Origin of the sequence: Lentibacillus salicampi (genome assembly GCF_004565465.1) — a bacterium.
Classification (GTDB): Bacteria; Bacillota; Bacilli; order Bacillales; family Amphibacillaceae; genus Lentibacillus; species Lentibacillus salicampi.
Map to the genome: position 1 here is coordinate 18,916 of NZ_SRHY01000018.1, position 25,787 is coordinate 44,702.

Here is a 25,787-nt window from a genome sequence, read left to right on the forward strand (position 1 = left end):
AGCGGTGGCTCAACTGCCAGTAATCATCCGTTTCTATTCAGTTTCTATTCAGCTTCTATAAACAGCTTCCTGTTCCCCGCCTTCCGTCACCGGATATTTTCCATTCATGCAAGCCATGCAAACGCCTTGATGAATCGTTTTATCTCTGACAATCGCTTTCTCCAGCCCGGTCTCTGATAAATACGCCACACTGTCTGCTCCGATCATCGCGCTTATTTCATCGACTGAATGGTTGGCAGCAATCAATTCATCGCGTGTTGACATGTCAATCCCGTAATAGCATGGGTGCTGAATCGATGGTGAGGCGATTCGGACATGAACCTCCGCCGCACCGGCCTTTTTCAGCATATGGACGATTCGCTTGCTGGTTGTTCCGCGGACAATAGAGTCATCAATCATGACAATCCGCTTGCCGGCAACAATCCCTCGGACCGGGGCGAGTTTCAATTTCACACCCTGTTCACGCAATTCCTGGGAAGGCTGGATGAACGTCCTCCCGACATAGCGGTTTTTAATGATCCCCATTTCATACGGGAGCCCGCTCGTTTCCGCGTAACCAATCGCTGAGGAAATACTTGAATCCGGAACGCCGATAACCATGTCCGCATCTGCCGGGGCTTCTTTGGCCAATTCTTTTCCCATCCGTTTGCGTGACGCATGAACATTCACCTCATTGAGATCACTGTCCGGTCGTGACAAATACACGTATTCCATTGCACACATTTTCCGTTGTCCTCTCATGGCAAAGCGAGTAGACGCAATTCCCTCATCACTAATCGTTACCAGTTCACCGGGCAAAACTTCACGCTCAAACGTTGCGCCGATCTGATCAAAAGCACACGTTTCGGAGGCAACCACATAGGCATTACCGAGCCTGCCGATAGATAGTGGTCTGATTCCGCTCGGGTCAAGCGCCGCATACATCTTCTCTTCGGTCAAAATCACAAACGCATAGGCGCCGTTAACCCGGTTGAGTGCTGCGGCAATCGATGTTTCATTAATATCAATGCCACCACGTTTAATTAAGTGGGCCAGCACCTCTGTATCTGATGACGTCTGCAAAATACTGCCCTGGTCTTCAAGTTCGCCGCGTAAGTTTTCTGCGTTCATGATGTTGCCGTTGTGTGCCAATGCCATGCCCTCGGTTTGTGACCGGAATACTAATGGCTGGACATTTTCGTGAGTTTTCGCGCCGTGTGTGGAATACCGGACATGGCCGACTGCTTTGTCACCGAAAAACTTGCTGAAATCGGCCTGTTTAAAGACATCATTGACAAGACCAAGTCCCTTATGAGTTTTCAACTTTTTCCCATCGCTTACCACGACGCCTGCACCTTCCTGACCGCGATGTTGCATGGAATGGAGGCCATAATAGGTTAGTTCTGCTGCTTTTTCATGACCCCAAATTCCAAATACACCGCATTCTTCATGGATGCCTTTCATTTCAGCAAGCATGGTATGGCCCCTTTCCATAAATCATGCAATATTTGGACATCTTCCTCAATTAAAACCCCATCATCAACTCTTACAACAAATTTGCCACTATCAGTAACGCTGCCGAATTGACTAGCATCCGCAACCGTCGCTTCAAATTGTCGTTGCTGATCCGGCTTTACCGAAACGAGAAAACGTGACTGTGATTCGCTGAACAACGCAACGGTCGGATCACCGGAAATTCCGGCTTCCAAACCAAGCCCTTTTCCGTTAAAAATACTTTCGGCGAGTGCAACACCAAGGCCGCCTTCAGCCAGGTCATGTGCCGAGCGGATAAGTCCTTCCTGGATTGCCGCAAGCAGCTGCTCTTGACGGTCAGCGTCCACGTGCAAATCACTGGCTGGCGCTTTCCCTTCATACACCCCTTCTACGACATTTTGCAGTTCACTGCCGCCAAATTCGGCCTTCGTTTCCCCAATCAGATAAATCAGGTCTCCCGGCTCCTGAAAAAAGCTTGGTGTTAAATGATCAAGCGATTCAATCAACCCCACCATGCCAACGACCGGAGTCGGAAAAATTGATCTGCCGTTTGATTGATTATATAGTGATACATTGCCACTGACGACTGGCGTTTTCAGTATACAGGCGGCTTCACTCATGCCTTCCACACTTTGTTTCATCTGCCAAAAGACTTCTGGATTGGTCGGATTTCCAAAGTTCAGTCCGTCCGTCAGACCAAGCGGCCGAGCACCCGAAGATACAATGTTCCGTGCCGCCTCAGCTACAGCTATCCTGCCACCAATTTTGGGATCCAGATAAATGTAGCGTGAATTACAGTCAGTTGTAATCGCCAACGCTTTATCCGTCCCTTTTATTCGTATAACGGCCGAATCTGATCCCGGAGTTACAACTGTATTCGTCTGTACCATGGAATCATATTGATCGTAAACACTTTCCTTGCTGGCAATTGTCGGCTGCTGCAGAAGCTGTTTCAGCATTGCCGTGTGATCTCCAACATGTGGTACTGCATGTTCCATTTGCTGAAACGCCTTAACATACGCTGCTTCTTTTGCCGGCATTTGATAAACCGGTGCTTCTTCGGCCAAAGCATCAACCGGGATATTCGCAACAATCTCGCCATGCTGTTTGAGCAGGAATGATTTTTCTTTGGTAACTTCTCCGACAGTAACTGCCTGCAAACCATATTTTTCAAAAACGTTAATGATCTCCTGTTCACGCCCCTGTTTCACGACAAGCAGCATCCGCTCCTGGGACTCAGACAGCATCAATTCGTAGGCATTCATATCCTGCTCACGCTGCGGTACGAAATCGAGGTTCATGGTAATTCCTGTACCAGCTTTACTCGCCATCTCGCTTGCAGATGACGTCAGACCGGCTGCTCCCATATCCTGCATCCCAACGAGCGCATCAGAGTGGCTGACCTCCAGGCAAGCTTCAATCAGCAGTTTTTCCATAAACGGGTCGCCCACCTGAACAGACGGCCGGTCCGCATCAGATTCATCGCTTAAATCATCGGAAGCGAATGTAGCTCCATGGATACCGTCACGGCCGGTTGGTGCTCCCGCATAGATCACCGTATTGCCAGCACCGGAAGCAACACCTTTTTGAATATCATCATGGTTAATCAGTCCAACACACATGGCGTTAACGAGGGGATTCTCCTCATAACTGTCATCAAACTGCACCTCACCGCCAACCGTCGGAACACCGACACAGTTTCCATAGCCCGCGATGCCGTGAACGACCTCCTGAAACAAGTACTTCGTCCGGCCGGTTGCCAGATTGCCAAACCTCAGTGAATTCATTAAGGCAACCGGACGTGCTCCCATTGAAAACACATCACGGATAATACCCCCGACACCTGTTGCTGCCCCTTGATATGGCTCCACTGCTGACGGATGGTTATGGCTTTCCACTTTGAAGACAACCGCTTGTCCGTCACCAATATCAACAACACCGGCGCCTTCCCCGGGCCCCTGCAAAACGTGCGGGCCATGCGACGGGAACTTTTTCAGAAGGGGTTTCGATGTTTTGTAACTGCAATGCTCCGACCACATAACCGAAAAGATGCCTGTCTCGGTGAAGTTCGGACGTCGCTGCAGAATATGTTTGACCTTCGCATACTCCTCATCACTGAGCCCCATCCCCAAGTACAGTTTTTCCTGTTCAACTTTTTCCGGGCTGATATTATAAGTTAGCGGCATATGCGACCCTCCAATTTTCGATCATTGATTGAAAAAGCCTGATGCCATCGTCACTGCCGAGCAATTTTTCCACAGCACGTTCCGGATGCGGCATCATGCCGAGAACATTCCCCTGGCTGTTGATGATACCGGCGATATCCGCGGCCGATCCGTTCGGGTTGTTCGTGTAGGTGAAGACAATCCTATTACTCTTTTTCAACTCAGATAGGGTGGCATCATCAACGAAGTAATTTCCATCGCCATGAGCAATCGGCAAATGAATGATCTCGCCTTTATCAAAGCCTGTCGTGAAAGATGTTTCATGATTAGCAACAGCGAGCGCCTCATAATGACACATGAACGACAGAGTCTTGTTTGGCAGCATAGCTCCGGGCAAGAGCCCTGCTTCCAACAGTATTTGAAACCCATTGCAGACACCCAGTACCGGCTTGCCCGCCTCAGCATGTGCTTTGATTTGCTGCATCACACCTGATGCTGATGCGATGGCTCCCGAACGCAAGTAATCACCGTATGAAAACCCGCCCGGCAGAAGAATCGCATCATAGTTTTCGAGATTGCTATGTTCATACCAGACTAAATCAGCCTCCATCCCGAGGACATCATGGAGGGCATAGTACATATCACGGTCACAGTTCGAACCGGGAAACACGATGACAGCAAACTTCATGTGTACGCAACCTCCTCCACGGCAAAGTGATAGTCTTCCATCACCGGATTTGCCAATAGTTTGTCGCACATTTCGCCGACGCGTTCATCAATATTCTCAGCGTCCTCCACAAACAGTTCAACCAGCTTCCCTGTCTGTATATCCTCCACTTCAGAAAACCCCAGCGCACTGAGTGATGTTTGAATGGCTTTGCCCTGCGGATCGAGAACACCCTGCTTCGGCATGATATGAATGATCACTTTTTTCATGATCCGGCCTCCAGTCGATGCAAAAGTTTTTGATAGACTTCCAATAAATCACCGGTCCCGTGGCGGAAAACATCTTTATCAAGGTTTTCATTTGTCGTGATATCCCAAAGTCTGCACGTATCAGGCGAAATTTCATCAGACAGGACGATCGATCCACCTGACAGCCGTCCGAATTCCAATTTAAAGTCAACCAATTTAAGATTGATCGCCTCGAAAACCTTACTCAGCTGCCGATTAATGTCCAGTGCTTTCGTTTTGATCTTCAGCAGTTCGTCTTGATTAATATTACTCAGGAATAAAGCATGCTCGTCATTGATCAGCGGGTCCCCCAGATCATCATCTTTATAAAATAACTCGACAAGCGGTGGGTTGAATGGTGTATCTGCTTCAATACCCAGCCGTCGTGTAATGCTGCCCGCAGCCACATTCCGAACGACAACCTCTAACGGGATGATCTCCGTCTGATGGACAAGCTGCTCCGTTTCCGATAATCTTTCGACAAAGTGCGTCTGAATGCCTTGCTTATTTAGAACATTGAAAACATAAGCGGATATTTCATTGTTCAGACGGCCTTTTCCAGTAAAAACTTCCCTTTTTCCGCCATTAAATGCGGTAGCATCATTTTTGTAATCCAGCACGAGATGTCCTGGTTTACCTTCTGCCTGATAAACGCGTTTTGCTTTGCCTTCGTATAACAAACCCGCCTTCATTATTCCACCTCAAGTCCGATGCGATTGAATATGGCATCCACATTTTTCAAGTGGTACGTATAATCAAAACAATCGTCAATCTCCTCCTGAGTCAACTTTGTAGTTACCTGGTCGTCACCCTCTACAAGGGCTTTGAAATGCGTCCCCGTCTCCCATGCCTGCATGGCTTTTGGCTGCACCAGGTCATAGGCTTCCTCCCGACTCATGCCATTATCAACAAGTGTGAGCAGGACGCGCTGCGAAAAAATCACACCATGGGTTTGATCAATATTCTGTTTCATGTTTTCCGGGAATACGGTCAGTTTGCGGACAATACCGGAAAAGCGGTTCAGCATGTAGTTCAAGGCTATCGTTGAATCAGGCAAAATAATCCGTTCTGCAGAGGAGTGGGAGATATCCCGTTCATGCCAGAGCGAAACGTTCTCGTAAGCTGTCACCATATGCCCTCTCAGCACACGTGCAATGCCAGTCATATTTTCCGATCCGATCGGGTTGCGTTTGTGCGGCATGGCCGACGAACCCTTTTGACCTTTTGCAAAAAACTCTTCCACTTCACGCGTCTCCGTTTTCTGCAGGCCGCGGATTTCAGTGGCAAACTTTTCAATCGACGTTGCGACCAATGACAAAGCGGAAATATAGGCGGCGTGACGGTCACGCTGCAATGTCTGTGTTGAAACGGGCGCAGGTGTCAGACCAAGGTGTTCGCAAACGTATTGCTCAACGAACGGATCGATGTTTGCATAGGTCCCGACGGCGCCTGACAGTTTACCGAATTCGATATTGTTTGCTGCCAGTTCAAAGCGTTCCAGATGGCGTTTCATCTCTTCATACCAAAGTGCCATTTTCAATCCGAATGTTGTTGGCTCGGCATGAACACCATGGGTACGCCCCATCATGACGGTATGTTTATGTTCGATGGCTTTATTTTTCAGGACATCGATAAAATTATGCAGGTCTTTGCGGATAATATCGTTTGCCTGTTTCAGCAAATAGGATTGTGCAGTGTCAACGACGTCCGTCGAAGTGAGTCCGTAATGCACCCACTTACGCTCATCTCCCAGCGATTCGGAAACCGCCCGGGTAAAGGCAACTACATCATGCCGCGTTTCCTGTTCAATTTCCTGGATCCGCTCCACGTCAAAAGAAGCATTGTCCCGAATGTTTTGCACATCTTCTGCCGGAATAATTCCTAATTCGTGCCATGCTTCACATGCAAGAATTTCAACCTCCAGCCATGCGTTGTATTTGTTTTCCTCGCTCCAAATCGCACCCATCTCTTTTCGGGTATAGCGTTCAATCATTATTTTGCCTCCTCATATACTGCCAACTGTTGTTTTGCTTCGTCCAAAGTATCCGCGATAAAGGTGATATGTCCCATTTTCCGTTTTGGTTTGATGGCTTCTTTGCCATACAAATGCAGAAAACCATGCTGCATATCCGGAAGCACATTCAAAACTGTTTCCATATCATCGCCAAGAATGTTAACCATCACAGCAGGCTGCAAATGTTGGATTTGTATTAGCGACAGTCCGCAAATGGCTCGAATGTGCTGCTGAAATTGTGACAAATTGCATGCATCAATCGTATAATGACCTGAGTTGTGCGGCCTTGGGGCCATTTCGTTCAAGTAAATAGCGTCACCTTTAACGAACATTTCAATCGCAAACGTGCCCGTAATGTCCATTTTTTCGGCAAGTTTCCGTGCTGCATTAAGTGCTTTTTGCTGTACCGTTGTACTGATGGATGCTGGTACAATTGTTTTATATAAAATATGATCCTTGTGTTCGTTTTCGGAAATCGGGAAAAACGCCATATCCCCTGATTGCCCGCGCGTGAACACAACGGATATTTCTTTATCGAATGAAATCCACTGTTCCATAATGCACGTGTGATGCTGATCGGCAAATTCACACGCCGCCTTCATGTCATGTTTTGTGTTTATTTTGAGCTGACCTTTGCCATCGTATCCGCCGCTGACCGTCTTTATGACCGCCGGGAGCGGCATGTTTTCAAGAGCGCGTGCACACATTTCACTGTCTTTGACAATCTGATTGGCGGGGATTGGCAAATTTGCGTCTTTCATAATCATCTTTTCTTTTTCACGGTTTTGGGTAATTTCCAGCGCATATGTACCCTGGGGGAGCTTGCCTTTTTGTTCAATATAAGCAGCCGTATCAAGATCGACATTCTCAAATTCATATGTCACAACGTCACTAATATCAGTCAGTTGTTGTATCCCGACTATATCATCGTAAGCTGTTGTAATTTGCCGGTCAGCAACCTGTGCGGTCGGACAGTTTGGCGTCGGGTCGAGCACTGCTACCTGATAGCCCATATATTTTGCTGCAATCGCCATCATCCGTCCAAGCTGACCGCCGCCGATAATGCCAATTGTTTTCATAGGAAGTATCACCTTATTGGTCTGCAAGTTCATCCCTCATTTCGTTCACCGATTGTTTCATGTTTTCGCGATAATTTTTCATTCTATCGGCAATATCGTGATCGAATGCGCCAATTATCCGGGCAGCCAGAAGCCCGGCATTTTTGGCGCCTGACTTTCCGATTGCCACTGTTGCAGTTGGTACGCCACCAGGCATTTGCACGATTGAAAGCAGTGAATCCAATCCATTTAGTGCTTTTGACTGAATCGGGACCCCGATAACCGGGAGTGTCGTCTGTGCTGCCACCATCCCGGGTAAATGTGCTGCACCACCCGCTCCGGCGACAATCACCTTTAACTCGCGGTCGCGGGCTGTTTTGGCATATGTAAACATCTCATCAGGCGTCCGATGTGCGGAAATCACTTCTTTTTCGTAAGGGATGTGTAATTCATCCAAGGTGCTGCATGTATGTTTCATCGTTTCCCAGTCAGATATACTCCCCATGATGACGCCAACTCGTGCCATCCTATCCCTCTTTTCACGATTTATAGTTAAAATAGCTTCTCTAATAAATTCTAGCTTTTTGTTATTCGTTTATTGTTAGCGGAACAAAATCCATAAACTGCGACATTGAGTGAGGATTACTCTCATTCTGATTACCATGAAATGCTTGAACTCGCTCCGGCAATAAAACCCGCTTCCATGAGCACGGCCTCAGCCTCGATAAAATTGGGAAAAATACAATTAAAATATAACCTCGCAGTTCATCTCAACTGTAAGGGTTAAACAGAATTTACAAAAAGACCTTAAATAAAATAAGTCTATTCGTCTCCCCCATGTCTATGAGAGAAGATGAATAGACTTAGCTTAACAAACGCAATTCGCCTGAGATCTTCAAGGACCGGTCACCTGCAGTTCAAACAGACGTATTGCCACGACGTCTCATCCTCCCTCATAGTCCGGCATTTACGGTACCGGGTAGAAACTTTCAGGCCATATCCCCGAAAATATATGAGGCAGCATATTTATTTAGTGATTTCAGAATAGCAGATGAAGATTCGTAATGTCAATAAAAATCGAACGATAAAGTGATATTCTTGTGTAATATTCGGCTTTGACTAAACATCTCTACATTTTCCGGTTATTCCCCGGCCTAGCCATCGACCTTTGCGCTGCCGGCGGTGCCCCACCTTCTTGATTCTTATGACGATTGTTGAACAGCCGGCCCTTCCGAACTTGTTTCACCCAAAAGCCGCCATGGATCTGTTTTGGTTCATAAGAGATAATAAATGCTTTAGGATCGATCGTTTTAATCGTTTCATAAAGCCTCAGTTCGTATTTTCGTGGCGTCAAAATTTGCATGGCAAGACGGTCGCCTTCCATTCCATAAGCAAACCAGCTCGTCACCCCATACCCTTTATCCCGCAGCTGCCTTGTAAAATCGATGCTCGGATCGGATGAAATGACGTTGACGGTAATATAGCCCAGTGCCAGCTTTTCCTCAATTTTAGTGCCGACAATTACACCAATTCCAAAACCGATGGCATAAGCAAGGATATTTTGGATCTCGTTCAAATTATCCAGCACAAGTCCCAGCCCCAAAACATACATCACAACTTCAAACATACTGACAAAGGCCGCCATGTAGCGCCGCCCTTTTAACGTCAGAATCATACGCATGGTGGAAAGCGACACATAAACAATATTAATGACGAATATAATAGCTGCCATAACAAAAGCATTACTGAGCAACGTTTTACCTCCTACGGGTTACAGCCTCTAACAAATTGGTTTTCCATAAAATCATGATATTCACCCAACCTCCCGCAAATGCATAAACTGTCATAACATTTCTACCGGAATGGGGTGTCATCATGGATCCATTTAGACAAATGTCTGACTGGCGGAAAAACATGGACCACTTTTTTGGCGATAACTTCTGGAATGAATTTGAAAACATTATAAAGCCAACACTTCCACAAATCAATATTTACCAATATGATCATGAACTGATTTGCATTGCCAGTATCCCCGGGTTAACCGACCTGAATAAACTGGATATCTTTGCCGATCACGCTTCTCTTGAACTGAAGGGCGTCATCGATATCGACTATACAGGCGGCAACGTTGTTAAGGAAGAGATTCTTCAAGGTGTTTTTGAACGAAGCATTACTTTACCGTATCCCGTACGACGTGACAAAATCAATGCTACCTATCAGCATGGTTTAGTGGTGATTCATCTGCACCGGCTCATATCAGATGAAAACAGCCGCAACAAAGTAAGCATCCAACTGAAGGATGACACTTAAGCTTTGTTCGGTCCATACACACGCTTGGCATCTGATGACTGTTTTCCGTGCAGCCGTTTATTGAGGGTCCTTTTCCAATTAGGAGCAAGCAAGTCGCACGATGCCAATCGTTCAGCCAAATCAGGATTTTGTTTTTTCACATACATGACCTCATTACTGGCAACGATCGTCCACTCAGGGTACGGCCGCTCGATCAGTTCCAGCTCCATGCCCGCCCTGGCATATCCCTCCTGCAGCACGCGGAAATACCAGCCGGTTCGTCCGCTGTTTTGGATCCGTAAAGCTAAATCCATTACCCGAAAGCGCCGTGCAGGTTTCCAGCACGGTCTCCGGGGCTGTGAAACCTGTATGATACTGTCGCCGAATCGGTATGTATCCCCAATGCAAACCATGGATTCATCCATATGCTCCAGTGCGAGATTTTCTCCAAACGCTCCGACGCCCATACCATCGATTTGCTGGTCTTCAAGCCAATAGGCATAATGTTTGGACGGGTATGCGAAAAGGGCTTTTTCTGGTCCGCCGTGACTTTTTTTATCAGCTACTTCATCATCGGTGAACCCTTCCGCTCCGACCCACCGATTGCCGTCTGCTTCTATTTTAAAAATGCCGCTCTCCCACGGTCTGTCCATCCGGTCATCCGCATCCGCGCTGCCCATACGCTTCACTTTTCCTGTCAGGATTTTCGTTACGATTGGTTTCGTCATGGGGGCTCACTCCTTCTCATTCTATTGTATCTGTTATGCCGGAAAAACGAAAACGGAAAAATGTCAGTTCTATTGTTCCAAAAGCCACTCCAATGCAAAAATAGATATAAAATTTGCAACAGTTTGTGATAAAATCAACATAAAGATGGGGGGGACTAGATGAAAAAGCATTTATTCTGGATACTACCGGCTTTTATTGTTATCACAGGTATATGCCTGATGTTGAATCAGAGCCTGACTGATGTGACACAGCAGCCGGAAAAGGATTGGAGCAGGGGGGTGACGATCGGGGAAACAACCGTTGATAAAAAACTTCCTGTCCGAGTAAACGAAGACGGCGATTTTGAAATCCAGACATATGAAGAGGGTTTGGTTAAGAAGAAAACATTCAATCAAACATTTGAACTAATTGATGAAACATCATACGATATTCCGTTTGATAAATGGACACAAGTATTTATCAGCGATGACCAGCTAATATATCATGATTACAAAGATATACGCGATCAGGATGGCCATATGATTGTTTCAGATGCCAAACGCTTCTATCCATTGGACGACACCATTCTTTACATAAAAGAAAGTAGTTTATATGAACTGGATCCGGCTGCTCACACATCGGCAAAAGTCATGGAATTGGAAAAAAACATTGAAGAGATCATACCGTTTCAGGCTGAACAGACAATCCACTTCATGACGGAGCAATCCCGCAACAATGATGTGTCGCTGCAAGTCTATGAATGGGCTGATAAAGAAGCCGAGCTTGTTCATGACAAATCATTTCAAATCGATGCCATGCAGATCGTTGATGATATTCATTTTGCCATTCATGACGGCAATCTTGCTTACGTACTGGAGACCGTACAGAAGCAAACCCAGGGGTCGCCGGTATCGTATACGTATTTTACAGAGACAACACTCGGCAGTGACCAGGACCCGGCGCTTAAGCCGTTGACATTCCATGATCCTGCCGGGAAAGGCAGTTTAGAGGAGCCGGACGATATAACGGTTTCATACCAGGATGGCCGTCCACAACTTTTATTCAATGCCGGCGGTTACACGAAAACCAACTATCAGGGCAATCAGGCATTTAATGTATACTCAGCATCAATGACAGACAGCGGAAGAATGCAAACCGCACGAAAAAGCAACACACCCAAAATATCCGCTCACCCCCAGTGGCTAAACGAATCAACTATCATGTGGCTTGAGCAGGAAGATGACACGAAGAGTATTTTCGTTTCTTCCAACAACCCGGCTATAATTGACAAAGCTTCCGGATTGAAACAGGACGATTGGCTGCGGGCTTTAGGTAAAACGTTCGGGATGCTCGCCAAGGTGCTGATCACAATCCTGGTATCCAGCCTCTGGTTCCTATGGCCGGTATTGTTTATTGTGCTTATGTATGTGATTCAAGGCCGGAAACTGGATGAGGACCGAACATGGTTCTTCTACACAGGTATTGCGGTTTACATGCTGGCTGTTTTTATTTTCAAGGACATTATTTTTATTGATGCCATGTTCGCCCGGGCGCCGGATTATTTAACATTTACCGGAAGCTCGTACGTCTATATTTTCGCTTTTGCCGTCGTCGCTTTCATCGCAGCACAGTCGACCAAAGCAACACGTGACTGGCATGCACCGGCAAGGATCACCTTTTTTGCAGGGGCGCACGTTCTGATGCTTCTGACATTTTTCGGGCCTTTCTACTTTTAAATGAAGGCTGCCGGGGTCTGGAAAGGCCATCTATTAACTGGTTTAGCTTCATGTGTGTTATAGTGGGTGGACAAACCGGAATGATTTGGAGGAAGCAACATGACCCATCAACTGAAGAAAGCAACGTTTGCCGGGGGCTGCTTCTGGTGTATGGTTAAGCCATTTGATCAGTGGAACGGGATTCATGGCGTCGTTTCCGGGTATACCGGCGGCCATACAGCGAACCCAACTTATGAGGAGATGAAGCGTGGTAATACCGGTCATTATGAAGCGGTGGAAATCACGTATGATCCCGACGTCATGCCATATGAGGAAATTTTGAAAATCTATTGGCGGCAAATCGATCCGACTGATGATGGCGGGCAATTTCATGATCGCGGCGATTCATACCGGACAGCTATTTTTTACCATGATGATGAACAAAAAGCGCTTGCCGAAAAGTCACGGCAGACGATTGAAGACAGCGGAAAGTTCAAGGATCCAATCGTAACAAAGGTTCTGCAGGCTTCGACTTTTTATCCTGCCGAAGACTACCATCAGGATTTTTATAAAAAGAATGAAGCATATTATCACAAAGACCGCGCAAAGTCCGGACGTGATGAATTTATTGAGAACGTGTGGGAGGAGAAGGCATAACGCCGCTCCTCTTTTTAATTGAGATATCCTGCTTCTGTTATTTTGGCGATGTTGTCGCTGTTCTGCCGTTGTTACCGCACTCCCCGCCGATACGGCTCAGGCAATGTCGCACGTAACTCTTTGTTATTAGACCGGAGCTGTTTACATCTGCCGCCGTAAAAACGCTTCATGAATCCTCTCCTCCGCTCGTCATTGAATCCAACACAACATGCTCAGGATCGCACAAGAAAGCGCTTCAATTATATTATTGCCCCTTTATGTTGAGATAATGGCAGTTATACGCAGATATGACCCATTTTTCCCCTTATTACCACGGAATATATAAGAATCCTTGGTTTGATACCTTATGATCTGAGTGTTAGGTTTAATAACGTTGCGGCAAATTAGTGTTCTCCATTTCAAAAGCCAAAGAAAGAATGTGAAATGACTAACAAGATTAGGAGTGATACTATCCAATCTGTTCCAGCTAATCAACAAACGAACGAAAAAAAGGATGAAGATTATTCTCTGGACCGCGTTCCCCGTGAAAAACGAAACATGGGCTGGTTAAGCATAACAAACATTACATTTGGTATTGCAACAGCCATTTTTTATTTCCAAATGGGAAGTGTGATGGCTCTGCAATTTGGGGCCGCTAATGCGATCATATCCGCTATATACGCTATTATAGTCGCAGGCATTCTGGGTACATTCATTGCATACTTATCCGCTAAATCTGGAATGAATGTAAATCTGTTATCCCGCGGTGGCGGATTTGGCTATGTTGGTGCCTCGTTAACGTCTTTTATTTACGCCACGAATTTTATTATGTATTGTGCCCTCGAGGGACTGATTCTCGTCGCTGCTGTACATTCCTTTTTCCCTGTCATTCCGGAATGGGTATTGATTGTTATCTTTGGTTCGATTGTCATTCCGTTAAATTGGTTTGGCATTAAACAATTAGATAAATTGCAAAAATGGACATTGCCGCTTTTCTTTATATTCCTTATCGCAGCAATTATTATGGCTGCATTCACGTCCCCTGCTTACAACGGGGCCTTCTGGAGCTATATGCCGGAGGGGGTTCAGGTTGGCGGAACGGCTTTGCTGCTTTGTATTGGGATGCAGCATGGCATCATGGGGCTGACACCATTGCTCGCCTCAGATTATGCCCGATTTCTAATACCAAAAGATACTAAAATAGGGATATTCGCAATTGGTTTTATTCCACAGATTTTCTGTTTTGGCGTAATGGGCGGCCTTGGTATTTTCTTTGGCGTTCGTCTGGGTGAGCCAAACCCTGGTGTATATATTGTGCTTCTACTCGGCATATGGGGGGCTTTATTTACCATGCTGACACAAATAAGAATTAATATTACCAATATATACAGCGGTTCCCTTTCCCTGTCCAGTTTCTTTGAGAATATCTTTAAATTCACACCTGGCAGACGTTTCTGGGTTGTCGTTACAGGCATAACCGCTATGATTTTAATGCTTGCAGGTATTGTGAATCACCTGGATACGGCCATGACTTTCCAGGGTGTCTTCCTGATGACCTGGGCGTCTATATTAGTGACTGATGCCGTTATCGTAAAAAAAATATTAAAAATCGGTCCGCTTTACTATGAAGCACGCCAGCAAAACTTATATAAATGGAATCCGGTAGGCGTGATATCTCTATTAGTGGCAAGTGCTTTAGGAACGGCAGCCGCATTAGGCTTTATGGGGGCATTTTTACAAAGTACCGCTGCATTTTTCGCAGCACTTCTGGCAGCAGTCATAACCGTGACGCTTGCTGCTGCTACGAAAGGAAAATATTATATAAAGCGTGTAAATAAAGACATATCCCAAGAAGATTATATAGCATAGGAAGTAAGGGGGATGTTGACCCCACTTCCCCCTTATCATTTAATCAGGGACAGCCGCCATTACCGTTCATAGTAATAAGCAACTGTCCCCTCTTTTCCAAACATGTTCGGATCTAACCTGCACTGATTGATTATCTCTCTCCGGACAATGCCGCTGTTACGAATCAGCTCAGGAATACAAAATACAGTATAAATATGACAAACAGGACATACATAACCGGGTTGACCTCTTTCATCCGGCCTTTCAGAATCATCGTGATCGGATAGAAAATGAATCCCATGGCAATCCCGGTTGCAATACTGTAGGCAAGCGGCATCGTCACGATCGTCAGAAAGGCCGGCACAGCAATTTCAAACTGATCCCAGTCAATATTTTTCAAAGACGCTGACATCATCACCCCGACTATGATCAGCGCCGGTGCGGTTACTTCCGCTGTCACAACACTCAACAACGGCGAGAAAAACAGTGCCAACAGGAAAAAGCCCGCCGTCACAACGGATGTGAAACCCGTACGACCTCCTGCGCCAACACCTGCTGTCGATTCAATATAGGAAGTAGTTGTCGACGTCCCGATAACAGCCCCAGCTACAGTTGCTGTGGAATCTGAAAACAGAGCTTTCCCGGCTCGCGGCAATTTGTTATCCTTCATCAACCCCGCCTGGGTGGCCACCGCCACGAGTGTCCCGGCTGTATCAAAGAAATCAACAAATAAAAATGTCAAAATAACGACCAGCATTTCAATCGTGAAGATGTCACCAAAGTGCATTATTGCCTGCCCAAATGTTGGTGCAACACTTGGCACCTCCCCAACAACCCCGTCTATACCGGACGGCGTGTCAATCAGGCCTGTGAGCATTCCGGCCACTGCCGTGATAATCATGCCGTAAAAAATGCCGCCTTTAATATTCAGACTCAGTAAAATCACCGACACGACAACGCCAAAGATAGCCAGCAGGACAGTTGGTGATGTCAAATTTCCCAAAGCCACAAGAGTCGCATCATCCCCGACAATAATCCCGGAATTCTGAAAGCCAATAAAAGCAATATAAAGACCGATTCCGGCCCCGACGGCCATTTTCAAATTTGATGGGATCGCGTTGATGACTTTTTCGCGCAAACCGGTCAACGTCAATACAATAAAAATAAGTCCGGATGCCAAAACACCGGCAAGCGCCGTTTCCCATGGAATTCCAAATCCTAATACAACTGTGTAAGAGAAAAATGCGTTCAGGCCCATCCCAGGAGCAAGTGCAATCGGGTACTTCGCAAGCACCCCCATGATTAGCGTACCAAGGGCGGCGGCAATCGCGGTCGCGGTAAAGACGGCTCCCTGATCAATCCGTGTGACCCCTTCAGGCAGTTCCTCTATACCAACCAACGCCAATGTAGACGGATTGACAAACAAGATATACGCCATGGCCAAAAACGTCGTCATTCCCGCCATGAACTCCTGCCGGTAATTGGTTCCTAATTCCTCAAATTGGAAATAAGATTTCATTGATGCTCCTCCCAACTTTTTCTGAAATATTAAAAACACCCCTGCCAAGGACAAGAGTGTACTGCAAGAAAAAGCAATCAGAAGAGACTAAGAGCTCATCATCATGACTCAATCCTGCGTAGTCAGACCATTTACGGTGGTCCGGTAGAGACTCTTGGGCCGTATCCCCAGAATTATACGCAACTATCAAGTTGTATTGTTACCTTACTATACAAATTCGCTGCTGTCAATCAAAAAGCGAACATTATTATCTCATTTATTATTAATGTTCGTTATTCCCACTCAATGGTTGCCGGCGGTTTGCTTGTTATATCATAGACAACGCGGTTAATATGCGCAACATCGTTCACCAGACGCGTCGATATTTTTTCCAGAACATCCCACGGTATCCGCGCCCAGTCAGAGGTCATGCCATCAACCGATGTGACTGCCCTGATGCCGATCGTGTAATCATACGTGCGGGCATCGCCCATCACCCCGACACTGCGAATATCCGGTAGAACGGTAAAATATTGCCAGATATCGCGTTCCAGACCAGCTGCAGCGATTTCTTCCCGCAAAATCGCATCGGATTCCCGAACGATCGCAAGTTTTTCTTCGGTTATCTCGCCAAGAACACGAATTGCAAGCCCCGGTCCTGGAAAAGGCTGACGCCGGACAATGCTCTCCGGCAGTCCGAGCTGTACACCGAGTTCGCGCACTTCATCTTTAAACAGTGTGTTCAGCGGCTCAATCAGCTCGAATTGCATGTCTTCCGGAAGCCCACCGACATTATGATGCGACTTGATGGTCTGGGCGGTATCCGTGCCGCTTTCAATCACATCCGTATAGAGTGTCCCTTGTGCCAGAAAATCAATATCTTTTAATTTGTCCGCTTCGTCGTCAAAAACGTATATGAATTCATTGCCAATGATTTTCCGTTTCTGTTCCGGATCATCCACGCCTTCTAATTTGGATAAAAACCGATCGGACGCATCAATTTTGATAAAATTCATGTTAAAGTCATCCTGAAACGTTTTCGTGACCTCATCTGCTTCATTTTTTCTCAACAGCCCGTGGTCGACAAAAATACATGTCAGCTGTTCCCCGATTGCTTTATCGATCAGTGCAGCGACAACAGATGAATCCACGCCACCGCTAAGTGCACACAGCACTTTCCGTTCCCCAACTTTGGTCCGAATGTTCTCAGCTTCCATCTCGATGAAATTTTCAATCGTCCAATTACCCTGGCAGTTGCACACATCATAAACGAAATGCTTCAGCAGCTGCTGGCCATATTCCGAATGTCGTACTTCCGGATGAAACTGGACACCATACAACTGGCGGTCCGGATTACTCATTGCTGCAATCGGTGTTGATGGACTGGTGGCATCCGTCTGAAATGCTTCTGGAGTTTTGATCACTTTATCACCATGGCTCATCCAAACCGTTTGCCTGTCAGGTGTTTCCGCGAATAAAACCGGGTTCTGGTTTAAATCGATTGCGGCCTTGCCGTACTCACGGTTCGTTGCTTTGGATACTTCACCGCCAAAGTGCAGTGCCATCAACTGCATGCCGTAGCAAATACCCAAAATCGGAACACCCAGTTCAAACAATTCCGGATCACAGCGGAAACTGTTATCATCATAAACACTGTGCGGTCCGCCTGAAAGAATGATGCCTTTTGGGTTCATGGCCTTCACCTCATCAGCCGTTATCTTATGGGAGTGCAATTCACTATAGACACCATGCTCCCTGATTCGTCTGGTAATCAGCTGGTTATACTGGCTGCCAAAGTCCAGCACCAAAATCATTTCGTTTTGTTCCATTTACTTCCGCTCCTATCACATACGGCGTTTTTCATACACTATTCTTGGGCTTGGGGTGGCCTAAAGTGCCTATTCGAACGTTGGGGCCGCTCGGGCGTTTTGATGGTTGGGCCGATCGATTGGATGCTTTGCTCGCTCGATTTCCCCCTCGACTCGCTCGATTTTCTTCCCCGTTCGCTCGTTTCCCGGCTCTTCTTTCCATAAAATAACCTGGATCCCCGCCCATATACAGCCATAAAGCTGTAAGAAGGCAGAAATCCAGGTCACATATTTCGTTCCCTATTGAATTCCGCCTTCATAGTCAGGGTATTTACGGTACCCCGGTAGAAACTTTCGATCCATATCATCGAGGATATATGAATGGCGTTTATCATCTTTTAATACCCATTTATTTTACCTAAACCATCACACATTGGTCAAGCCATGATTTGCTTCATCAGATTTTTCCATGATTGGCTTAATTGAACAGTTTCCTGATTGTTCATCTCATTTTTATACAAAATGCGCTCATAATGGCTGGTTAATTGATGCATCTCAGTTGTTCCATAACGGAAGTCAACCCGTTTCGCGTACTCCCGCAATGTCTGATCAGGGTCTTTGACAAGCCCTTTATGATTCAGAAGAGCCAGCAGATAATGGAATGCATCCTGGAATGTCCTGGCGTCTTTTCGTTTCTGCAGTTTACGAAATAAATATGCTGTCCGCCAGCGGAATCTTGTGCGATAGATGATCCACACAAGCACCGCAGTCACTGCTGTACCAATCAGCACATACCACCAGTTCATTTCAATATTTCCCGAATCATTGTCACTTGTGGCGTCCGCTGCAGCTGCATCCTCCTCTTCAGACACCTCTTCCTGCTGTCCTTGTGCTGGCGCTGCTTCCGGGGAATCCAGTGTATCGTCCTGTTCCGTTTCGTCCATGTTCGTATAAAAATCAGTCAGGTTCGAAAAGCCCTGAGTCGGCTCAAACGACACCCAGCCTATCCCTGGAAAAAGAACCTCCACCCAGGAATGAGCGTTGGCATTCGTGACCTCGTATCTATCGTAATCATCTGTGGTATCACCGTTTTCGATAACCTCGCCGCTGGTAAAGCCTTTAGCCCAACGCGCAGGGATATCAAGCGATCGCAACATGACAACCATCGACGTGGAATAATTGTCACAGTACCCCGCTTGTGAATCAAACAGGAACTGATCCACGTAATCCTGATCCTCTCCGGGGACAGGAACATTATTAATCTGGTACGTAAAACCGCTTCGTCCAAAATAGGACTCAATGGAGCGCGCTTTATCGTACCAGTTGCCATCTGCTTCTGTTATTTCCTCTGCCAGCTCACCGACCCGTTCCGGCAGCGAATCCGGCAGCTGTGTATAGCGTTCCTCCACTGCCTGAGCACCTTTCACCTCACGCAACTCATCAATAGCAAACGACGGAGAATCATATGTGACGGTATACTGATCAAGATTTACAGGCTCCGTGTCCCGTATTGTCCGGGCCTCCCCATGATCAAAATCCGCCCGCAAAGCGAAATCCTGCTCCGATTCGACCTGTGAAACGCCATACGGGTAGACCAGTTTTTCCATAGCACTGTCCTCATTGAAATCCACTGTGGCTTCAAATTCTTCCGTTTCCACCTCGGATGAGACCATCTGCATATAAAACCGTTCACCGCTTATCAATTCATACTCCGGCTCAGCGGACTTCTCCCAGCCTTTTCCGGTATAGACGTCCTTTGTTTCCACACGCCAGTAATGTTCATCCTTTGCAGCTGCCTCGAAAACCGGTGTATAGTCCTGTACAAACGATCCGCCGAGTTGGCTGTCGTCCTCACCATAGCCAACTTTTTGTATTCCGGATCCGTTGCCCAGGCCACCGGTGTTTTTAGCGGCACTTTGGATAAATGGAACCGGGTCCGGCCATTGCGGGTCAAATTTTGGAGCAGCATACCCAACCAGCGTTGAAAACAGCACGACCCCGACGAGCGGAATCACCCACACAGGCGCTTTCTTCACCAATGAGAAACGAACCGATTCCCTGTCCATCTCTTTGAAAAGATTCGACATGCCAAGCGCCACAAACGATACGACAAATGTACGGATAATCGCCCCGTCTGCCTCATACACCGTGAATGTATCCAGTAAACTTATATAAACAAATGTCAGCAAAATGAACACCAACACCCGTGTCCTGACAATAAACCAGTAATGAAGCAGATAACTCAGCATCCAAATCAGCAGCAAAAATAACACGCTGCGGAATAATGGCGTCAGTTCATACCATTGCTGAGCAACCAACGCATTCAGGTTAAAGCCTACCTCCAGCCAAAGCTGCTCAAACCATCTCCTGCTCAACATTGGGACTGCCATAAACAGACTGTCAATAATCAATAGAAGTCCGAACCCTTTCAGTGGCATTGAGAGCCACCATTTCACGCCGAGTATCGAGATGAAGAAACAGAACACGGTATACAACATGAACACGGTCATATTGGTGACATCACCGATTTGTTGAACCGGGTACAGCCATTCCAGAAATAAAATAAACGCACAACTATACAAAAGTAAGGTGTAAAGATACGGCATTTTCATTTTCAAACGGTCTTCACCTCAATCATGTTACCGGCTAATTCATTTTCGGTCAGAACATTGATCACCACACCTTCTGAACGAAGCTGCCGGATCATGTTATGTTCATATTCGGAAATGAGAGCCGATGCTTGAACCATGACGACTGCCAGATTTTTGGTGCGTTGTCTGACTTGCTTGATGACAGTCTGAAAATCTTTTTCTAAGTGGGTTGTCAGCAGGATCATATTGGTTCCGGACGTGACTCGCATCATTTCTTCCCGTAACTTGATGGAAAAGGGAACATTTCCCCCGGGCTGAACCTTCGTCAAGTGGCGTCTAATCCAATCCTTTTTACCTGGATCGTCATGCACTGGAAAATAAACAGTGCTGTCACCAATTGACAAAAAGCCTGCCTGTGAGGTCTGTCTTTGAATTGAATCAATCAAAGACATGGTCAGTTCAATCCCCGACTCAAACGCAAACTTATTTAACCCCTGGTAATCGCAGGCATCCAGGACTACCATCGTATTCGTACTTTTTTCCTGCTCAAATTCCTTCGTGATGACAGTATTTTTTTTAGCCGTCTGTTTCCAGTCAATCCATGAGAATTTATCACCTGGCATGTATTCGCGGATCCCGGTGGCAACGTTCGTATTTTTTAAATGCAGTGAATGCGATGAGGATGCTCCCTGATCAAAGCTGTTAATACTTTCAGTTACCCTGACCGGCCGCTCGTTCGGAAAAACGACAAGCCGGTCATCCACATGAAAGATGTGCTCTTTTGTCACAAGACCGAATACATCACCCGTTCGAATCCTTATCAACTGAAGCCGGTGTTCACCCCGTGGTACACGTTCAATCTCATAGGGCAATTCGATCGTGCGCTTGAATCCGGGAAAGACAACTTGTTTAATTCTGCGGGTAATGCGCCTTCTATGCGGATGCCCCAGTAAGCGGTATCGTTCACTGGGTTCATCGGCTTTCTGAAGTGTGTCTGGCAACACCTCTTCAAAAATACAATAATATAATGGGTATGGAATGGAACGTTTCATACGAATGATTACTTGAATGCGATCACCTGCCCTGGTGACGTAATGGGAAAGCTCTCTTGTAACATGCCAGTTTTTAATTGGGTAAAACAGCAGCCCTAAGTGATATACAAAAATAGGCAACGTACCAAAAAACAAAAACCAGCTCACAAACCCGCCCTGAAACATCGCAAATGAAAAAAGAAGCAGCAGCAGAAAGATAGCGAAACTTAACTTTACCGCAAATCGGAGCCCCTCTTTCATGAATTAAATTCCTTCCGAATGGGGACGTGTGTGTTTTGGACGATTTTTTCAACAACCGAATCACTTGTCAGGCCGTCATATTTTGCCTCGGTATTTAAAATGATTCGATGCGCTAATATAAACGGTGCCAAATACTTCACATCATCAGGCAAAACATAATCACGCCCATAAATATATGCATAAGCTTTGGCCGCTTTCATTAAAGCAATCGAACCGCGCGAGCTGACACCGAGATAAATGGCACTGTTTTCACGTGTTCCGGTTACCAGATTGATAATGTATTGCTGTACATTCCGATCAATATACACATCTTTTACCTCTTCCTGCACAGCCAATAGTTCGTCCCTGTCCATCACAGCGGAAATCGCTTCAATTGGATGGGTTTTGGATGTTGCCTCAAGCATCTGCATTTCCTGACCAGGGGACGGATAGCCCAGTTTCATTTTAAGGATAAACCTGTCAAGCTGTGCTTCGGGAAGCGGATATGTTCCTTCATACTCGATCGGATTTTGCGTTGCCATAACAAAGAATGGCTGTTTCAAAGGAATCGTCCTGCCATCAACCGTGACGTTCTTTTCCTCCATGCCTTCAAGCAATGCGGATTGTGTCTTTGGTGATGTACGGTTAATCTCATCGGCAAGCACAATGTTGCCTTGAATCGGTCCTGAGCGAAACTCAAACTCCAGTTCCTTGGGATTGTAGATGGATACACCTGTCACATCGGCCGGTAACAAATCCGGCGTAAATTGGATACGTCTAAAATCGCAATCCAATGATTTAGCCAATGTTCTGACAAGCATGGTTTTACCGACACCGGGTACATCTTCCAATAAAACATGACCTTGGGCCAACAGCGCCACAAGGCTGAGCATTGCCTCTTCCTCTTTACCAATCATGACTTTATTAATATTTTCTAAGACTCTCTCAATCTTTTCATTGAAAATGGCGGTCTCCTGCATCATCCAGTCAATGCCTCCCCTGCATTCTATTACATCTTTACTATACTAAAAAAGACCTATAAGTTGAAAGGCGATTTTTAAAAAAGTTCAAAAAGTCAGGTGAAAATAACCTATCGAATTTCTTACGGGCCGTTTTCATCTGCTTTTTGAACACTTATGGTCCCGACTCTATTCATGTATATAGAATCTATTATGCATTCAAAACACGCTTTTTATACGTTCATCATCGGATTGCCTCTCATTCCGATCCAAATATCGGATTGTTCCAGCTGAAAGGCCAGCTTAAGCAGCATGTCCTCCCTGCCTTTGGATGCCATGACCTGCACGCCTAGTGGAAGACCTTCCTTTGAAAGGTGCACAGGCAGCGACATCGCCGGCTGACCGGTCAAATTGGCAAGCTGTGTGAACGGTGTATAGGTGAGACTCGGCAAAAAGATATCCCAGATGATGGCTTGCTGCGCCGTTTTATCTGCTTGAGTCTTCTTCATTTTGCTGCGCCAGGTCTCCTGCTCCAGCTCTGTGTGGGACAGCTCTCCGACTTCAGGTGCGGTATAGGCCGCCGCTGGTGTAATAAACAAATCATATGTCCGGTGAAAGGCTTCCATTTGCGCTGCCGCCGTATCCCAAGATGCCAGACTGGCTGAGAAATCTGCTGCCGAAACTGATTTTCCTGCCTGGTGCAGCAGCCACGTTTCGATTTCAACATCATCAGGCGTGAGTTCTCTTTCCAGTGAATGTTCCAGTCGTGCTGTCAACGCTGAGATTTCGCCACTGTTCATGACATAATAATCTTGCATCAACCGGATGCCATCTACATTATGATCTTTCTGTTCAACAATGTGCCCGGCTTTTTCCAGCCATTGTACCGTCTTGGCGACTGCCTCTCGTGCATCATCTGAAACAGGCGTATCGACCGGTGAGTCGGTTGTGTAAGCAATCCGGAGCGGCTCCTTAAAAGGTACCGCCATATCCGCTTTATACTGACCCGAAAATGCCGGTACCTGAAATGCCGCTTCAGGCTGAACCGTCTGCAGGATATCGAGTAATGCCGCGCTGTCACGGACGCTCCGGCTGAGTGCAAAATCAATTGATGCACCCTGCCATTGCCGGCCAGAGCCAGGACCTACCGGTGTACGCCCGCGTGTCGGTTTTAGTCCAAACAGTCCGGTAAATGAAGCCGGGATGCGAATAGAGCCCCCGCCGTCACTGGCTCCTGCAGCCGGAACAATACCGGAAGCAACTGCCGCAGCAGCACCTCCACTGGAACCTCCTGAGGCATAATCCGTATTCCATGGGTTTCGCGTCGGACCATAAACTTCAGGCTCCGTAATATTTTTCAAACCAAATTCCGGTGTGTTCGTATGTCCCATAACCAGGAACCCGGCAGTACGCAATTTTCTGACATAGTTGGAATCCTGCCGGCTGACGGTATTTTTCATCAACCTTGAGGAAGATGTGAGCAACTCCCCGGCAACTGACTGTGACAGGTTTTTCAATAACATCGGTACCCCAGCAAACGACTGTTCCATATTCATATTTTCCGCCTCGGCCATCACACGTCCTTTGCGGTCATGGACAACAGCGTTCAGTTGGGGATTGACTTGTTCAAGGCGCTGGAAAGCAAGATTAAGAAACTCATCCGGGGTCATTTCGTTCATCTTGATCAGTTCAGCGATATCGATTGCATCCAATTTCAAGTATGTCTGCAGGTTCATCTAATTCCTCCTGACGATGTGCTACATTTATTGTACCACGTTCTTAGGCTATTGCCGATTTTTCTGACACACAAGAACAATAAGAAACGTTCCGCCCATTTGCCTTTGACTTTCCCGAAATTCACGATTTGCGGTATAAGATGTTTCATTACCGGCAAACTAAATGTGCGGATTGTATAATCAGGTAAAGAAAGACAAAAACCATGCCGGGGCATGCGGTATTGACAGGCTGTACTGCATTATATAATCCCGGACCACGGGCGCCTATGAGTTGATTGTTTAACCGAGAGCACTATAAATTGAGAAACTTCCATGGATGATCAGTCGCAGTGAATTCGCCAAAGATTAAGGGGTTCGTTACCGGAAGTGTCTGTCTGGTATCGTGAAAGGAGAAAATATCTTGAAACAACAAAATATACATGTTAAAAGCGATAGGGCAATCAATAGACGCAGCAAGGTTTGGGCACTAGAGCCGATCATGGCAGACAAATTAAAATGCGATAAAAGATAAACACATGGCAAAACAATACGGTAAGAACAGAGACAAACTCGAAGTGCTGCTATGGAGTATTGCCCTCCCCGGATTTGGACAGCTGTTAAACCACAGATATGTAAAAGGTCTATTACTTATTGCTTTAGAATTCATTGCGAACGTATTAGGGAATTTCAATGAAATCATCATTTTGAGCTTTCGTGGTGACATTCAGGAGGCCATTAGCCAAACAAATTTCGGGTGGCTGATGTTCTATCCGTGTCTTTATTTTTTTGCCATGTGGGATGCCTATAAGGATGCTGAAGGCGAAAGTAAACCATACGCCTTCGTTCCATTTGTGTTTTCAGCCTATTTCGTTACGGTAGGGCTGATTTTTTCACCGACGTTCACGATTTTCGGTCAGCTGCTCGGCCCCATGTGGCTACCGATGCTTGGGGGCGTGCCAGTTGGTTTAATTATCGGTGGTATCCTACGATGGGTGCTGTTAAAAAGACTGGAAAAGAACAGAGGAACAAGTCTATAGAGTGCCATAAAGAAAGTTGTCCATTAAACTCCTCGTTACCGCAAGAGA

General features: G+C 46.3%; 21 protein-coding genes and 3 riboswitches. Of the genes, 5 read left to right on the forward strand and 16 right to left on the reverse strand.

Annotated features, from left to right (window positions below; all coding sequences use genetic code 11):
* Positions 1–48 precede the first annotated feature (48 nt).
* The 9 genes from purF to E4U82_RS11295 form a co-directional block, all read right to left on the reverse strand.
* Positions 49–1,455, reverse strand: coding sequence for an amidophosphoribosyltransferase (purF, locus tag E4U82_RS11255; protein WP_135110282.1), 1,407 nt, complete (start codon positions 1,453–1,455; stop codon positions 49–51).
* Positions 1,440–3,659 (reverse strand): phosphoribosylformylglycinamidine synthase subunit PurL, encoded by a 2,220-nt coding sequence (purL, locus tag E4U82_RS11260; RefSeq protein ID WP_135110283.1) that lies wholly within the window; start codon positions 3,657–3,659, stop codon positions 1,440–1,442. Before purL ends, purF begins: the two co-directional genes overlap by 16 nt.
* Positions 3,643–4,326 carry a phosphoribosylformylglycinamidine synthase subunit PurQ gene (gene purQ, locus E4U82_RS11265; protein ID WP_135110284.1) on the reverse strand — a complete coding sequence of 228 codons (684 nt, stop codon included), beginning with the start codon at positions 4,324–4,326 and terminating at the stop codon, positions 3,643–3,645. Before purQ ends, purL begins: the two co-directional genes overlap by 17 nt.
* On the reverse strand, positions 4,323–4,574 hold the full coding sequence (purS, locus tag E4U82_RS11270; protein WP_135110285.1) for a phosphoribosylformylglycinamidine synthase subunit PurS: 252 nt from the start codon (positions 4,572–4,574) through the stop codon (positions 4,323–4,325). The genes purQ and purS overlap by 4 nt, the downstream gene beginning before the upstream one ends.
* The gene (gene purC / locus E4U82_RS11275; RefSeq protein WP_135110286.1) at positions 4,571–5,284 is read right to left on the reverse strand and encodes a phosphoribosylaminoimidazolesuccinocarboxamide synthase; all 714 of its coding nucleotides are present in this window, start codon (positions 5,282–5,284) and stop codon (positions 4,571–4,573) included. The genes purS and purC overlap by 4 nt, the downstream gene beginning before the upstream one ends.
* Entirely contained in the window at positions 5,284–6,585 is a 1,302-nt protein-coding gene (purB, locus tag E4U82_RS11280; RefSeq protein WP_135110287.1) for an adenylosuccinate lyase, read from the reverse strand. The genes purC and purB overlap by 1 nt, the downstream gene beginning before the upstream one ends.
* The gene (gene purK / locus E4U82_RS11285) at positions 6,585–7,712 is read right to left on the reverse strand and encodes a 5-(carboxyamino)imidazole ribonucleotide synthase (protein WP_135110288.1); all 1,128 of its coding nucleotides are present in this window, start codon (positions 7,710–7,712) and stop codon (positions 6,585–6,587) included. The genes purB and purK overlap by 1 nt, the downstream gene beginning before the upstream one ends.
* Positions 7,699–8,190 (reverse strand): 5-(carboxyamino)imidazole ribonucleotide mutase, encoded by a 492-nt coding sequence (gene purE, locus E4U82_RS11290; RefSeq protein ID WP_135110289.1) that lies wholly within the window; start codon positions 8,188–8,190, stop codon positions 7,699–7,701. The genes purK and purE overlap by 14 nt, the downstream gene beginning before the upstream one ends.
* A gap of 410 nt (positions 8,191–8,600) precedes the next feature.
* Positions 8,601–8,700, reverse strand: a riboswitch (purine riboswitch).
* Positions 8,701–8,793: 93 nt separating this feature from the next.
* Entirely contained in the window at positions 8,794–9,417 is a 624-nt protein-coding gene (locus E4U82_RS11295) for a DUF2179 domain-containing protein (protein WP_135110290.1), read from the reverse strand.
* A gap of 122 nt (positions 9,418–9,539) precedes the next feature.
* On the opposite strand from E4U82_RS11295, the gene E4U82_RS11300 reads away from it, so the two are divergent.
* Positions 9,540–9,974 carry an Hsp20/alpha crystallin family protein gene (locus E4U82_RS11300; protein ID WP_135110291.1) on the forward strand — a complete coding sequence of 145 codons (435 nt, stop codon included), beginning with the start codon at positions 9,540–9,542 and terminating at the stop codon, positions 9,972–9,974.
* Here E4U82_RS11300 and E4U82_RS11305 read toward each other — a convergent pair.
* Complete coding sequence (locus E4U82_RS11305; RefSeq protein WP_135110292.1) at positions 9,971–10,681, reverse strand: MOSC domain-containing protein; 711 nt, start codon at positions 10,679–10,681, stop codon at positions 9,971–9,973. The two genes, E4U82_RS11300 and E4U82_RS11305, sit on opposite strands and share 4 nt — an antisense overlap.
* Positions 10,682–10,840: 159 nt before the next feature.
* Between E4U82_RS11305 and E4U82_RS11310 the strand changes: the two genes are divergently transcribed.
* From E4U82_RS11310 to E4U82_RS11320, 3 genes are all read left to right on the forward strand, one after another.
* On the forward strand, positions 10,841–12,397 hold the full coding sequence (locus E4U82_RS11310) for a hypothetical protein (protein ID WP_135110293.1): 1,557 nt from the start codon (positions 10,841–10,843) through the stop codon (positions 12,395–12,397).
* A gap of 99 nt (positions 12,398–12,496) precedes the next feature.
* Positions 12,497–13,033 (forward strand): peptide-methionine (S)-S-oxide reductase MsrA, encoded by a 537-nt coding sequence (gene msrA, locus E4U82_RS11315; RefSeq protein WP_135110294.1) that lies wholly within the window; start codon positions 12,497–12,499, stop codon positions 13,031–13,033.
* 423 nt (positions 13,034–13,456) lie between these two features.
* Positions 13,457–14,881, forward strand: a complete 1,425-nt coding sequence (locus E4U82_RS11320) for a purine-cytosine permease family protein (protein ID WP_135110295.1) — start codon at positions 13,457–13,459, stop codon at positions 14,879–14,881.
* A gap of 163 nt (positions 14,882–15,044) precedes the next feature.
* Here E4U82_RS11320 and E4U82_RS11325 read toward each other — a convergent pair whose 3' ends face one another.
* From E4U82_RS11325 to E4U82_RS11350, 6 genes are all read right to left on the reverse strand, one after another.
* Entirely contained in the window at positions 15,045–16,379 is a 1,335-nt protein-coding gene (locus E4U82_RS11325; protein WP_135110296.1) for an NCS2 family permease, read from the reverse strand.
* A gap of 99 nt (positions 16,380–16,478) precedes the next feature.
* Positions 16,479–16,580, reverse strand: a riboswitch (purine riboswitch).
* A gap of 71 nt (positions 16,581–16,651) precedes the next feature.
* On the reverse strand, positions 16,652–18,187 hold the full coding sequence (guaA, locus tag E4U82_RS11330) for a glutamine-hydrolyzing GMP synthase (protein WP_135110297.1): 1,536 nt from the start codon (positions 18,185–18,187) through the stop codon (positions 16,652–16,654).
* A 278-nt stretch (positions 18,188–18,465) separates the two neighbouring features.
* A riboswitch (purine riboswitch) is annotated at positions 18,466–18,567 on the reverse strand.
* Between the two features lie 36 nt (positions 18,568–18,603).
* Entirely contained in the window at positions 18,604–20,778 is a 2,175-nt protein-coding gene (locus E4U82_RS11335; RefSeq protein WP_135110317.1) for a transglutaminase TgpA family protein, read from the reverse strand.
* 2 nt (positions 20,779–20,780) lie between these two features.
* Positions 20,781–22,049: a DUF58 domain-containing protein gene (locus tag E4U82_RS11340; RefSeq protein ID WP_135110298.1), complete on the reverse strand. Its 1,269-nt coding sequence runs from the start codon at positions 22,047–22,049 to the stop codon at positions 20,781–20,783.
* Positions 22,046–23,011 (reverse strand): AAA family ATPase, encoded by a 966-nt coding sequence (locus E4U82_RS11345; protein WP_135110299.1) that lies wholly within the window; start codon positions 23,009–23,011, stop codon positions 22,046–22,048. Before E4U82_RS11345 ends, E4U82_RS11340 begins: the two co-directional genes overlap by 4 nt.
* Positions 23,012–23,220: 209 nt before the next feature.
* Complete coding sequence (locus E4U82_RS11350; protein ID WP_135110300.1) at positions 23,221–24,723, reverse strand: amidase; 1,503 nt, start codon at positions 24,721–24,723, stop codon at positions 23,221–23,223.
* Positions 24,724–25,238: 515 nt separating this feature from the next.
* Here E4U82_RS11350 and E4U82_RS11355 point away from each other — a divergent pair.
* Positions 25,239–25,739, forward strand: a complete 501-nt coding sequence (locus tag E4U82_RS11355) for a hypothetical protein (protein ID WP_135110301.1) — start codon at positions 25,239–25,241, stop codon at positions 25,737–25,739.
* Positions 25,740–25,787 lie beyond the last annotated feature (48 nt).